This window comes from Micromonospora nigra, from assembly GCF_900091585.1.
Lineage (GTDB): Bacteria > Actinomycetota > Actinomycetes > Mycobacteriales > Micromonosporaceae > Micromonospora > Micromonospora nigra.
Genome location: NZ_FMHT01000003.1, coordinates 2,196,513 through 2,208,688 on the forward strand (window position 1 = coordinate 2,196,513; position 12,176 = coordinate 2,208,688).

A 12,176-nucleotide genomic window follows, 5' to 3' on the forward strand; every position below is an offset into this window, starting at 1 on the left:
GCGTCGGTCGACCCGCCCGTTCATCGCAGCACCTCCACCAGTGCCGCCACCGGGGCCTCGGCGACGCCCAGCACCAACGTCGGGGCCAGCCCGACGGCCAGGGCGAGCAGCACCAGCGGCGTCCAGGCGGCCAGTTCCGCCCCGGCCAGGCCCGGGGCGAGGGTGGTGACCGCCGGGCTGGGCGGCCCGTGGGTCACCCGGCGCAGCAGCCGCAGCAGGTACGCGGCGGTGAGCGCCCCGCCGAGCGCGGCCAGCGCGGCCAGGGTGGTCCACAGTGGGCCGCCCACCTCGATCGCGGCGACCACGGCGAACGCCTCTCCCCAGAAACCGGCCAGGCCGGGCAGCCCCAGCGAGGCGACGGCCGCGAAGGCGAGCAGCCCGGACAGCCGGGGTGCGGTCTCCCGCAGCCCGGACAGTTCGGCCAGCGAACCGGTGTGGGTGCGGTCCTTGATCGCCCCGGCGAGGAAGAACAGCAGGCCGGTGATCACGCCGTGGGCGACGTTGCCGATCAGCGCCGCCTGGATGCCGGTGGCGGTGAGCGTGGCCACCCCGAGCAGCACGAAACCCATGTGCCCCACACTGGAGTACGCGATCAGCCGTTTCAGCTCCGTCTGCGCCAGGCAGACCAGCGACCCGACCAGGATCGCGGCAACGGCCAGCACGCCGAGCACCGGGGCGGCCCAGCGGGCGCCCTCCGGGGCCACCCCGACGGCGATGCGCACCAGCCCGTACGTGCCCATCTTCAGCAGCACCCCGGCGAGCAGCACACTGCCCACGGTGGGTGCCTGGGTGTGGGCGTCGGGCAGCCAGGAGTGCAGCGGCCACAGCGGACTCTTCACCGCGAAGGCCACCGCCAGCAGGGTGAACGCGGCAAGCTGGGTGCCCCGGGTCAGTGCGGTGCCGCCGGTCAGCGCGACGACGTCGGCGGTGCCGGCGGCGGCCACCACGACGTAGACGCCGACCAGCAGCAGCACCGAGCCGAACAGGGTGTAGAGCGCGAACTTGCGGCCGGCCCGCCGCCGTGCGGCGACCGCCGCCGGGTCGGCGCCGTCGCCGCCCCAACCGACGATGATCGCGTACATCGGCAGGAGGACGACCTCGAAGAACAGGAAGAACAGCACCAGGTCGAGGGCGAGGAAGGTGCCGAGGATGCCGACCTCGACCGTCAGCAGCAGCGCCACCAGCGCCCGCCCGGAGCCGCCGTGCGCCGGCACCCGCCACATCGTGTACCCGCAGCAGAGCAGGGTGAGCAGCGCGGTGAGCACCACCAGCGGCCAGGAGATGCCGTCGATCCCGAGGTGGAAGCGCAGTTCCAGCCCCGGCACCCAGGGCAGGTCGATCTCGTGCCACGGCAGCACCGCCCCGGCGGTTGCCTCCGGGGCGTAGCGGACCCAGCCGCCGTCGCGACCGGCGGCCAGGGCCAGCGCACCCACCAGGGTCAACGCGGCGGCGACCGTGCCCACCAGCCGGGCGGCCCGGTCCTGCGGCACCGCAGCCGTCACCAGTGCCCCCAGCGCCGGCACGGCCAGCACCGCCACCAGCAGGAACTCCCCCAGGCTCATGCGGTCACTCCGATCAGGGCGGCGACCACGCCGACCAGCAGCGCGCCGGCCAGCACCGCCACCGCCGCGCGGGGCAGCGCCGCCCGGTGCAGTTCGGCGAGCCCGGCACCGAGCCCGCGGGCGGCCCGGCCGCTGCCGACGACCGCGCCGTCCACCACCACCTCGTCGGCGGTACGCGCGGCCCGTCCCGACGCCACCGTCGGGCGTACGACCAGGGCCTGCTGGGCGTCGTCGAGCCGGAACGCGTGGACGAACACCGGCCGCAGCGGACCCAGCGCGGTCGCCGGGTCGGCGGTGGTGTCCCGCCGCCAGCGCGCCCAGGCCAGCCCCGCCCCCACCGCGAGCAGGGCCAACGGCAGCAGCATCATCGGCCCGACGTGCATCAGGACGGGCACTCCGGCCTCTCCCGGGGCGCTCGACAGCAGCCGGTCGACGAACGACGGCCAGAACCCGGCCAGGCCGAGCAGCGCAGCCGGGACGGCGAGCAGCAGCACCGGCCAGCGCAGCACGGCGGGCGGATCGTGCGGGTGGAGCTGCGGATCGCGGGGCGTGCCGAAGAAGGCGCGCAGCAGCAGGCGGGTGGCGTACCAGGCGGTGACCGCCACGCCGACCAGCCCCGACACGAGAACGAGCCAGCCCACCCAGGCGGGTGCGGGCCCACCGCCGAGCACGGCGTCCTCGGCGGCGGCGAGCACCCCCTCCTTGCTCCAGAAGCCGGACAACGGCGGCACCCCGGCCAGCGCACCGAGGCCGACGACGGTGCACCAGAAGGTCACCGGCATCGTGCGTCGCAGGCCGCCCATCCGGGACATCAGCGCGGTGCCCACCGCGTGGATCACCACGCCCGCGGCGAGGAACAGCAGCGCCTTGAACGCGGCGTGGGTGAGCAGGTGGAACAGCGCCGCGTTCGGGGCTCCGACCGCCAGCGCGCCGGTCATGTAGCCGATCTGGGACACCGTCGACCAGGCCAGCACCCGCTTCAGGTCGTCCTGGGCGGTGGCGGCGAACGCACCCAGCAGCAGCGTTACCGACGCCATCACGCCGAGCACGGCCAGCGCCGTCGGGGTGGCCTCGAACAGCGGCCACAGCCGGGTGACCGCGTACACGCCGGCGGCGACCATGGTCGCGGCATGGATCAACGCGGAGATGGGTGTCGGGCCGGCCATCGCGTCGGGCAGCCAGGTGTGCAGCGGGAACTGGGCGCTCTTGCCGGCGACCCCCGCGAGCAGCAGCAGACAGGCGGCGGTCAGTGGGCCCGTGGCGTGGTCGTGGGCCAGCACGTCGGCGATCCGGAAACTGCCCGCCGACACGCCGAGCAGCGCGATGCCGAGCAGGAACCCGACGTCACCGACGCGGGTGACCAGGAACGCCTTCACCGCCGCCTTCGGGGCCGCCGGTAGTCGCCGGTCGTGGGCGATGAGCAGGTACGAGCACAGGCCCATCACCTCCCAGCCGACCAGCAGCAGGATCAGGTCCCCGGAGACCACCACCAGCAGCATCGCGGCGGTGAAGAGGCTGATCTGCGCCGCGTACGGCGGGTAGCGGTGGTCGATGTCGGCGTCGTCGTGCGGGCCGCGCCGGAGGTAGCCGACCGAGTAGACCTGCACCGCCAGCGCGACCGTGGCGACGGCGACGGCGACCAGGGCGGCGGCGCCGTCGAGGCGCACCCCGAGGGTGACGGTGAGCCCGCCCAGGTCGATCCAGGTGGTGGACGCCTCGACGGGAGCGTCCACGGTGACCAGCAGCGCCACCGCCAGGGCGAGGGCACCGGCCGCCCCGACCACCCCCAACGCGACGGCGGCCCGCCGGGCCGGATCCGGGGCGGTGCCCATGCCGCGCGCGTGGCCGCCGGTGGTCGCACCGCCCGCCTGGCCGCCGGTGGCGGCGCCGCGTGACGCCGGCGGCAGCAGCAGGCCGGTCAGGCCGGCGACCAGCGGTACGGCCGGCAGCAGCGCGCCGAGCAGGGTCGTGCGGCTCACCGGGACACCTCCGCCGGTGCCTCGGCCAGCGGCACCCGGTCGACGGCGACGCTGGCCCGCAACCGGTAGAGCTGGAGCACGATCGCCAGCCCGACGCCGATCTCGGCGGCGGCGAGCACGATCACGAACAGGGCGAAGACCTGCCCGCCGTGCGGCAGCACCGCCTTCGCCGTGGTGTCGGCGGTGACCAGGATCAGGTTGACCGCGTTGAGCATCAGCTCCACGGCCATCAGCACCAGCACCGCGTTGCGGCGGCGTAGCACGCCGTAGGTGCCGAGGCCGAACAGCAACGCCGCGGTGACGTACGGGATGACGGGCCTCACCGCACCCGCCCGCCCTCGCCGGCCCCGACGCCGTCGGCCCGCCCGTCCGCGCCGGCTCCGGCGGCTCCGGCTCGTCCTCCGCCCGCCGGTCGGCTGCCGATGTCGGGACGGGACAGCACGATCGCGCCGACCAGCGCCGAGAGCAGCAGCACCGACAGCACCTCGAAGGGCAGTACCCAGGTGCGGAACACCTGCTCGCCGATCCGCTCGGCGCTGCCCGCCGCGGGCAGTTCCACCGCCGTCCAGCGGTAGGCGTCGACCAGCAGCGCGGTCAGGCCCAGCCCGACACCGCCGCCGACCAGGGCAGCCGGCCAGCCGGGCCGGTCCAGGTCGTCGGACGCGCCGATCGGGGCGCGGGTCAGCATCACCGCGAACAGCAGCAGCACCACCACCGCGCCGACGTAGATCAGCACCTGCACCCAGGCGACCAGCTCGGCGGTGAGCACCAGGTACATTCCGGCCAGCGCGCCCAGGCACACCACCAGGTAGAGGCCGGCCCGGACCAGGTGCGACGTGGCCACCACCAGCACGCCCGAGCCGACCGCCACCGCGCCCAGGCCGAGCAGCAGGGCGTCCGCGGCGGTCACGAGGGCGTACCTTCGGCGGGCCCGACCGGACCGGACGCGGGCGGACCGGACGCGGGCGGACCGGACGCGGGCGGCGGTGCCTCGACGGGGCGGGTCGCGGGGCGGACGGCCGAACCGGTGGGGGCCGCGGCCTTGCGCGCGGCGGCGGTCTCCTCCTTGGCCGGCTCGCCGTTGCGGTCGTGGGCGGGCGGCGGCGGGACCGTTCCCATCCACTGTCCCAGGTGGTCCTTGTCGTGCAGCAGGTCCTTGATGTCGTACTCGGCGTACTCGAACTCGGGCGACCAGTAGAGCGCGTCGAACGGGCAGACCTCGATGCAGATGCCGCAGTACATGCAGAGGGAGAAGTCGATGTCGAAGCGGTCGAGCACGTTGCGCTGGCGGGGACGGGCGGCGCCGGGCACCGCCACCTCCTCCTTGTGCGAGTCGATGTAGATGCACCAGTCGGGGCACTCGCGGGCGCACAGCATGCAGACGGTGCAGTTCTCCTCCAGCAGCGCGATCACCCCGCGCGAGCGGGGCGGCAGCTCGGGGGCCACGTCGGGGTACTGCTGGGTGGTGGAGCGGCTCGTCATCGTCTTCAGGGTGACGGCCAGGCCCTTGACCAGTCCGCTGCCGGGCAGCCCGCGCCCTGCACCGTCGCCGGGATCGCTGCGCTCGCTCATGCGCACCATCCTGCCCTGTGGTCCCGGCGCGCGCGACCACCACCCGGACGGGGTCACGGCGGGTACCGTGACCGCGGGGAGAACCCACGCACCGGACAGGCCCGGACGACCGACGGCATCCTGCTGCCCGAGCCGTGGGAGCTGGACGTACCGCTCGCCAGGATCACGCCCCGGTCCCGCTGGCGGGGCCCGGCGGAGGAGGCAGCATCTCGACACCGAGTTGCTGGAGGAGCTGGAACAGTTCGTGGCAGCTCCACACGTCCGCGATCCGTCCCTCCTCGTCGAACCGCAGGAACGACGCGCCGGAGAAGCTGACCACCTGGCCGGTGGCCGGCACCAGACCGAAGGAGCCGGCCTGAGTGCCGGCGGCCCGCCAGTGCACCGCCACCCGGTCCCCGGCGGCCACCAGCTCGACGATCTTGTAGCGCAGGTCCGGGAACGCGGCCCGTCGGTCCCGGTGCCAGGCCAGCACCGCCGCCGGGCCGGCACCGCCGAGCCCCGGGCACTCGGGGGCGACCAACTCGTACGCCGCCTCCTGCCCACCCGCGTTCCACACGTCCGCCACGAACCTCCGGGCCACCGCCTCCACATCGACCATGCCGGAAGCCTAGCCAGCGCCCCGGCGGGGACGGTTGCGCGCTCACCGCGCCGACCGGCCGGTGATCGGCCATGATGGGTCTTCAGGACGGTGCGGATCACCTGGGGGCGACGTGGGCGAGACCGGGACGACCAGCGGCGGGAAGTACGTGGAGCCGGGCGGCGAGTTCAGCCGCGACCAGCGCTACATCGCCACCCGGATCACCGCCGACGGCAGCGACGGCTATCCGGTCGAGCCGGGCCGGTACCGGCTGGTCGTCAGCCGCGCCTGCCCCTGGGCGAACCGCCTGATCATCGTGCGGCGGCTGCTCGGCCTTGAGGATGCCATCTCCATGGGCGTCGCCGGCCCGACCCACGACGAGCTGAGCTGGACCTTCGACCTCGACCCGGACGGGCGGGACCCGGTGCTCGGCATCGAGCGCCTCCGGGAGGCGTACCTGGCCCGCCACCCGGACTACCCGCGCGGCATCACCGTGCCGGCGCTGGTGGACGTGCCGACCGGGCAGGTGGTCACCAACGACTACGCGCAGATGAGCCTGGACCTGTCGACGCAGTGGACCGCCCACCACCGCGAGGGTGCGCCGCAGCTCTACCCGGAGCCGCTGCGCGCCGAGATCGACGAGGTCAACGCCGTGGTGTTCGCCGACGTCAACAACGGCGTCTACCGGTGCGGCTTCGCCGGCAGCCAGAAGGCGTACGAGCAGGCGTACCACCGGCTGTTCGACCGGCTCGACTGGTTGAGCGAGCGGCTGGCCGAGCAGCGCTACCTGGTGGGCGACGCCATCACCGAGGCCGACGTACGGCTGTTCACCACCCTGGTCCGCTTCGATCCGGTCTACCACGGCCACTTCAAGTGCAACCGGCAGAAGCTGACCGAGATGCCGGTGCTGTGGGCGTACGCGCGGGACCTGTTCCAGACTCCCGGTTTCGGCGACACCATCGACTTCGACCACATCAAGCGGCACTACTACGAGGTGCACCGGGACATCAACCCGACCGGCGTCGTTCCGCTCGGGCCGGACCTGGCCGGCTGGCTCACCCCGCACGATCGGGAGGAACTCGGCGGCCGGCCCTTCGGCGACGGCACCGCTCCGCCGCCCCCGCCGCCCGCCGAGCGCGTCGACCCGGCCCACACCCCGCTGCGCTGACGGGCCGCTGTCCCCGCCGGGCTGACCTGTGCCCGACCGGCACGGTCCGCCGATCGACCCGCTTGCGGCGGATCGCGGTGTCCTCGTGCGCGGACAGCGCGACATGCCGCAGGTCGAGTGGATCAAGACCCGGAGCAGGCCGGAGTGGGCCGGAGCACGCGGGCTGGCAGCGGGACGGGGCTCAGAGGGCGACGCGGACGGCTGCGGTGAGGACCAACTGCGCCAGGGAGGCAGGGACCAGCACCAGCCAGCAGAGCCGCTGGAGCTGGTCCTCGCGCAGCCGGGGGTACGACACCCGGAACCAGATGATCACGAAGCTGACCGCAGCGACCTTGAGCAGGGTCCACAGCCAGCCGAGCTGCGCGTCGGCGAACGGGCCCTGCCAGCCGCCGAGGAACAGCACGGTGGTCAGCGCGGCGATCACCACGATGCCGACGTACTCGGCGAGCAGGAGGAACGCGAAGCGCAGGCCCGTGTACTCCGTCAGGTAGCCGAACACCAGCTCCGAGTCGGCCACCGGCATGTCGAACGGCGGACGGCGGATCTCGGCCAGGCCCGCCACGAAGAAGATCACCATCGCCGGGGCCTGCCAGAGCAGCCACCAGGGCTGCCACGCCTCGACGATGCCGGTCAGACTGAGGGTGCCCGCCGCCATCGCCACGGAGGCCGCCGCCAGCACCAGCGGCAGCTCGTAGCCGAGCAGCTGCGCCGCGCCGCGCAGCCCGCCGAGCAGGCTGTACTTGTTGGCCGACGCCCACGCCGACATCAGCACGGCCAGCACGCCCACCCCGACGACGGCGAGCACGAAGAACAGGCCGATGTCCAGTGGCTGCGCCACCAGGTCACCCGGGCCGAGCGGGATGACCAGCAGCACCAGCAGGTAGGGCACGAGCGCGACCACCGGCGCGAGCCGGAACACGGCGCGGTCGGCCTCCCGCGGGGTGACGTCCTCCTTCTGCACGAACTTGACGCCGTCGGCGATCAGCTGCGCCCAGCCGTGGAAGCCGCCCGCGTACATGGGGCCGAGCCGGCCCTGCATGTGAGCCATCACCTTGTGTTCGGCCTGCCCGACCAGCAGCGGAAGGACGAGAAAGGCGACCAGCACCCCACCGACCCGGATCACCAGCTCAAGCCACAGCGGCATCAGGGCCTACCTTTCTGGTCGGTGGCCGGGCCGTCGTCCGCCGAACCGGCGCGGGTGGCCGGACCGCCGCCGGCCGGTGCGCCGGGTTCGCGGGCGGCCGGCGGATCGTCGCCGGTGCCGGCCGTTCGGGGGGTACGCGGTGCCCGCCCGCCCGGCGCGGGCCGGGCGGGACGTTCCCGGGCCGGACGGGCGGGGGTGCCGCCGCGCGGACCCTCCCCGACCCCGCCCGCGCCTGCCGGGGTCGGGGTGGTGCCCCACTCCCCGGGCGCGGGCACGCCCGGCGGGCGCACCGGCCGGCGTCCGCCACCGGCCTCCGACTCGCCCGGCTCCTTCGCACCCGGCCAGGGCTTCGCCACCCGGGAGGCGAGCACGAACTCCTTGCGCAGCGGGTGCCCCTCGAACTCGGGGGGCAGCAGCAGCGGTCGCAGCTCGCCGTGGCCGACGAAGCCGATGCCGAACATCTCGTGCGTCTCCCGCTCGTGCCAGGCGGCACCCGGGTAGACGCCGACCACCGAGTCGACCCGCGGTGCGGCGCGGGGCACCCTGGTGCGCAGCAGGAGACCGTGCCGGTGCCGGGTCGACCACAGGTGGGTCAGCACGTCGAAGCCGTCGGCCAGCTCGTCCACGGCCGACAGCCAGTCGAAGAAGTCGCAGGCCAGCTCGGCGTCGTCGCGGGCGGCGGACACCGCCCGCCGCCAGTCGGTCGGGGGTACGTCGACGGTGGCCCGGGCGTACGCCTGACCGCCGGAGACCGATACGGTGGCCTCGGCGGGCCCGAGCAGCGCGACCAGCCGGGCGCCGACCTCTTCCGGTGTCATGCCGTCGATCCTAGGCGGCCGGACCGGCCACAGCGGCGCGGCCGGGCCCCGGTTCGACGGGCCTCGGCAGGACTGCGACACCACCGCCTCGTCGGCGCGGGGGTCGACGAACTCCGGTCCGGCCCGCAGGCGGCGTCCCGGGCCGGCGCCGGTCACGGAGTGGTTCCGCCGCTTTCCCGGCGAGCGGCCCCCGCGCCGGGCGAAGATGGACACCGTGCGTGCACTCACCGTCACTCCCGGCGTCGCCGGCTCGTTGCGGCTCGTCGACGACCACCCGGAACCGGCGGCCGAGGAGGGCGCCGTCCTCGTCGAGTCCCTGGCCGTCGGGGTGTGCGGCACCGACCAGGAGATCGTCGCCGGGGAGTACGGCCAGGCCCCGCCGGGCGAGACGAGTCTGGTGCTCGGGCACGAGTCGCTGGGCCGGGTGCTGGAGGATCCGAGCGGCACCCTCCAGCCCGGCGACCTGGTCGCCGGCATCGTTCGACACCCCGATCCGGTGCCCTGCCCGAACTGTGCCATCGGCGAGTGGGACATGTGCCGCAACGGCCGGTTCACCGAACACGGCATCAAGGAGCTGCCCGGCTTCGCCCGCGACCGGTGGCGACTGCAACCCCGGTTCGCCGTGGGCCTGGACCCGGCCCTGGCGGACGTCGGCGTGCTCCTCGAACCCACCAGCGTGGTGGCGAAGGCGTGGGACCACATCGAACGGATCGGGCAGCGGGCCGACTGGCAGCCGCAGCACGTGCTGATCACCGGTGCCGGACCGATCGGGCTGCTCGCCGCCCTCCTGGCCACCCAGCGCGGCCTGACCGTGCACGTGCTCGACCGCTACCCCTCCGGGCCGAAGCCGGGGCTGGTCGCAGCCCTCGGTGCCACCTACCACACGTCGACCGTCAGTGAGCTGGACTTCGAGCCGGACGTCATCGTCGAGTGCACGGGCGCGCCGGTGGTCGTCCTCGACGTGATGTGCAAGATCGGCCACAACGGGGTCGTCTGCCTGGCCGGAGTGTCCAGCGGCGGCCGCACCATCGACTTCGACGCCGGCGCGCTGAACCGGGCGCTGGTGCTGGAGAACAACGTGGTGTTCGGTTCGGTCAACGCCAACCGCCGGCACTGGGACCTGGCCGCGGCGGCGTTGGGCCGCGCCGACCCGGACTGGCTCGCCGCGCTGATCACCCGCCGGGTGCCGGTGGCGGAGTACGCCGCCGCGTACACCGCCGAGCCGGACGACATCAAGGTGGTCGTGGAGTTCCGCGACTGACGGGTCAGATGCCGGGCAGCCGACCGTTGCGGAACAGGTCGACGAAGAGCTGGTGATCCTGCCGGGCACGGATGCCGTACGCGTGGGCGAAGTCGACCAGGTGGGTGACGAACCCGTCGGGGTCGGCGTCGACGGCCGCCACGATCGCCTCCTCGGTGGAGTAGTCGACGAGGTCGTGGCTGGACTCGTCGTCGGCCACCGAGTGCATCCGGGCCACGGCCCGGCCCAGGTCGGCGAGCACCCCGGCCAGTTCCTCCGGCTCGTTCACGTCCGACCAGTCCAGGTCGGCGGCGTACGGGGAGACCTCGGCGACGAGCTGCCCGACCCCGTCCAGTTCGGTGAAGCCCAGCCACGGGTCGGCGTGCGCCTGCAACGCCCGCTGCGACTCGGCGGTGCGGTGCCCCTGGTGCCGGAAGTAGCCGCGGACCCGCTCGTCGTCGACGTACCGGGCCACCGCCGGCACCTGGGCCTGCTTCATGTAGATCACGACGTCGTTCTCCAGCGCCTGGGTGTGCCCCTCCAGCAGCAGGTTGTACGACGGCAGCCCGGCCGAGCCGATGCCCACACCCTTGCGCAGCACCACGTCCTTGATGTGTGCCGCCACCGGACGCAGCCGGGCGGTGGTCCCGGGCAGCGTGGTCAGGTAGTCCTCGAAGGCCGCACAGACCCGCTTGCGGGTGTCCCCGTCGATCTCGAAGACGCCGTCGCCGAGCGAGAACCGCCGCTCGTAGTTGTCCACCGTGGTCTGTGCGGCGAGCAGGTCGACCCGGGTGTTCAGCCGAGCCTGCTGGAGCACCCGGCGCAGCACGCCGTCGGCGTTGTCGAGGGTGATCGAGCCGATCGCGTCGTCGCCACCGGCGGCGATGGCCCTCAGCTCGGTGAGGTACGCCCCGGCGAATCCGGCGACCAGTTCGCCGATGACCCGGTCGGAGAGCGCCTTGCCGTAGCCGAGCAGCGCCACGCTCGCCGCGAACCGCCGCAGGTCCCAGGTGAACGGCCCGACGTACGCCTCGTCGAAGTCGTTGACGTTGAACACGAGCTGGCCGGAGCCGTTCATGTAGGTGCCGAAGTTCTCAGCGTGCAGGTCGCCGTGGATCCACACCCGGCTGGTGTGCCCGTCGAGGTAGGACTCGTCGGTGAAGTCGCCGCGCTGGTCGGCGTAGAACAGGCTGGCGCTGCCCCGGTAGAAGGCGAACGGCGAGGCGGCCATCTTGCGGAACTTGCGCCGGAAGGCGGCCGGGTCGAGGGCCATGGACTCGCCGAACTCGGCGGTGAGCACCTCGACGATGAATGCCGAACGCTGGTTGTCGTTGTCGGTCATGGCCGCAGGCTAGCGGGCAGCCACCACCCGGGGGCGATCACCCGGCCGACGGTTCCCGGGCCTGCCGGCCGGTCGGGGTCAGGGGGCCGGAGGGCGGACCGGCGGGGCCGTCAGGGACGCGGCGGAACGGGTTGACGCGCCGTCGTGGGGTGGGGCGGAACGGGTTGACGCGCCGTCGTGGGGTGGGGCGTCGACCGGCGCGGCGAGCGCGTCGGGTCGGGCCACGCCGCCGACGCCGGACTGCTCGGCGGCGATCCTCTCCTGCAACCGCAGGATGCCGTGCAGCAGCGCCTCCGGACGGGGCGGGCAGCCGGGCACGTAGACGTCCACGGGGATGATCTGGTCGACACCCTTGGTCACCGAGTAGGAGTCCCAGTACGGGCCGCCGCAGTTGGAGCAGGCACCGAACGAGATGACGTACTTCGGTTCGGGCATCTGGTCGTAGAGGCGCTTGATGGCGGGGGCCATCTTGTCGGTGACCGTGCCGGAGACCACCATCAGGTCGGCCTGCCGGGGGCCGTGCGCGAAGGGGATCACGCCGAGTCGCATGAAGTCGTGGCGGGACATGCTGGTGGCGATGAACTCGATGGCACAACAGGCCAGGCCGAAGTTGAACACCCACAGCGAGTAGCGGCGGCCCCAGTTCAGCACGAACCGGATCGGCTCACCGAGCACCGCCGGCAGCTGCACGAGCGTCCCCTTCCCGTCCTCCGTCCGACAGTCAACCACAGCGGGGGCGTCGGACGCCGGGTGCGGCGGAGGGCCGCACCCGGC

Annotated in this window: 12 protein-coding genes; 2 read left to right on the plus strand and 10 right to left on the minus strand. The window is 73.7% G+C overall.

Annotated features, from left to right (window positions below; translation table 11 throughout):
* Positions 1–20 precede the first annotated feature (20 nt).
* The 6 genes from GA0070616_RS09320 to GA0070616_RS09345 form a co-directional block, all read right to left on the minus strand.
* Positions 21–1,562 carry a complex I subunit 4 family protein gene (locus GA0070616_RS09320; protein WP_091079480.1) on the minus strand — a complete coding sequence of 514 codons (1,542 nt, stop codon included), beginning with the start codon at positions 1,560–1,562 and terminating at the stop codon, positions 21–23.
* Positions 1,559–3,541, minus strand: a complete 1,983-nt coding sequence (locus GA0070616_RS09325; RefSeq protein ID WP_091079482.1) for an NADH-quinone oxidoreductase subunit 5 family protein — start codon at positions 3,539–3,541, stop codon at positions 1,559–1,561. Before GA0070616_RS09325 ends, GA0070616_RS09320 begins: the two co-directional genes overlap by 4 nt.
* Positions 3,538–3,864, minus strand: coding sequence for an NADH-quinone oxidoreductase subunit NuoK (nuoK, locus tag GA0070616_RS09330; protein ID WP_091079485.1), 327 nt, complete (start codon positions 3,862–3,864; stop codon positions 3,538–3,540). The genes GA0070616_RS09325 and nuoK overlap by 4 nt, the downstream gene beginning before the upstream one ends.
* Positions 3,861–4,451, minus strand: a complete 591-nt coding sequence (locus GA0070616_RS09335; RefSeq protein ID WP_091079489.1) for an NADH-quinone oxidoreductase subunit J family protein — start codon at positions 4,449–4,451, stop codon at positions 3,861–3,863. Before GA0070616_RS09335 ends, nuoK begins: the two co-directional genes overlap by 4 nt.
* Positions 4,448–5,122 (minus strand): NuoI/complex I 23 kDa subunit family protein, encoded by a 675-nt coding sequence (locus GA0070616_RS09340; RefSeq protein WP_245712708.1) that lies wholly within the window; start codon positions 5,120–5,122, stop codon positions 4,448–4,450. Before GA0070616_RS09340 ends, GA0070616_RS09335 begins: the two co-directional genes overlap by 4 nt.
* A 154-nt stretch (positions 5,123–5,276) precedes the next feature.
* Entirely contained in the window at positions 5,277–5,711 is a 435-nt protein-coding gene (locus tag GA0070616_RS09345) for an ester cyclase (RefSeq protein ID WP_091079497.1), read from the minus strand.
* Between the two features lie 112 nt (positions 5,712–5,823).
* Here GA0070616_RS09345 and GA0070616_RS09350 point away from each other — a divergent pair, with 112 nt between their 5' ends.
* The gene (locus GA0070616_RS09350; RefSeq protein ID WP_091079500.1) at positions 5,824–6,858 is read left to right on the plus strand and encodes a glutathione S-transferase family protein; all 1,035 of its coding nucleotides are present in this window, start codon (positions 5,824–5,826) and stop codon (positions 6,856–6,858) included.
* Between the two features lie 181 nt (positions 6,859–7,039).
* On the opposite strand, the gene GA0070616_RS09355 is transcribed toward GA0070616_RS09350, so the two are convergent.
* Positions 7,040–8,002, minus strand: coding sequence for a complex I subunit 1/NuoH family protein (locus GA0070616_RS09355; RefSeq protein ID WP_091079503.1), 963 nt, complete (start codon positions 8,000–8,002; stop codon positions 7,040–7,042).
* On the minus strand, positions 8,002–8,820 hold the full coding sequence (locus GA0070616_RS09360) for an NADH-quinone oxidoreductase subunit C (protein ID WP_091090320.1): 819 nt from the start codon (positions 8,818–8,820) through the stop codon (positions 8,002–8,004). Before GA0070616_RS09360 ends, GA0070616_RS09355 begins: the two co-directional genes overlap by 1 nt.
* 214 nt (positions 8,821–9,034) lie before the next feature.
* Between GA0070616_RS09360 and GA0070616_RS09365 the strand changes: the two genes are divergently transcribed.
* Complete coding sequence (locus GA0070616_RS09365) at positions 9,035–10,081, plus strand: glucose 1-dehydrogenase (RefSeq protein WP_175440019.1); 1,047 nt, start codon at positions 9,035–9,037, stop codon at positions 10,079–10,081.
* Between the two features lie 4 nt (positions 10,082–10,085).
* Here the strand turns inward: GA0070616_RS09365 and GA0070616_RS09370 are convergent, their stop codons facing one another.
* Together GA0070616_RS09370 and GA0070616_RS09375 are read right to left on the minus strand one after the other, a co-directional pair.
* On the minus strand, positions 10,086–11,402 hold the full coding sequence (locus tag GA0070616_RS09370) for a DUF2252 domain-containing protein (protein WP_091079508.1): 1,317 nt from the start codon (positions 11,400–11,402) through the stop codon (positions 10,086–10,088).
* Between the two features lie 78 nt (positions 11,403–11,480).
* The gene (locus GA0070616_RS09375; RefSeq protein ID WP_091079512.1) at positions 11,481–12,092 is read right to left on the minus strand and encodes an NADH-quinone oxidoreductase subunit B; all 612 of its coding nucleotides are present in this window, start codon (positions 12,090–12,092) and stop codon (positions 11,481–11,483) included.
* Between the last annotated feature and the right edge of the window lie 84 nt (positions 12,093–12,176).

What these genes read in the sequence shown, in the direction of transcription:
- GA0070616_RS09320 (WP_091079480.1), bottom strand. Translation starts at nt 1,562, where the DNA reads ATGAGCCTGGGGGAGTTCCTGCTGGTGGCGGTGCTGGCCGTGCCGGCG.
- GA0070616_RS09340 (WP_245712708.1), bottom strand. Translation starts at nt 5,122, where the DNA reads ATGGTGCGCATGAGCGAGCGCAGCGATCCCGGCGACGGTGCAGGGCGC.
- GA0070616_RS09345 (WP_091079497.1), bottom strand. Translation starts at nt 5,711, where the DNA reads ATGGTCGATGTGGAGGCGGTGGCCCGGAGGTTCGTGGCGGACGTGTGG.
- GA0070616_RS09355 (WP_091079503.1), bottom strand. Translation starts at nt 8,002, where the DNA reads ATGCCGCTGTGGCTTGAGCTGGTGATCCGGGTCGGTGGGGTGCTGGTC.
- GA0070616_RS09360 (WP_091090320.1), bottom strand. Translation starts at nt 8,820, where the DNA reads ATGACACCGGAAGAGGTCGGCGCCCGGCTGGTCGCGCTGCTCGGGCCC.
- GA0070616_RS09370 (WP_091079508.1), bottom strand. Translation starts at nt 11,402, where the DNA reads ATGACCGACAACGACAACCAGCGTTCGGCATTCATCGTCGAGGTGCTC.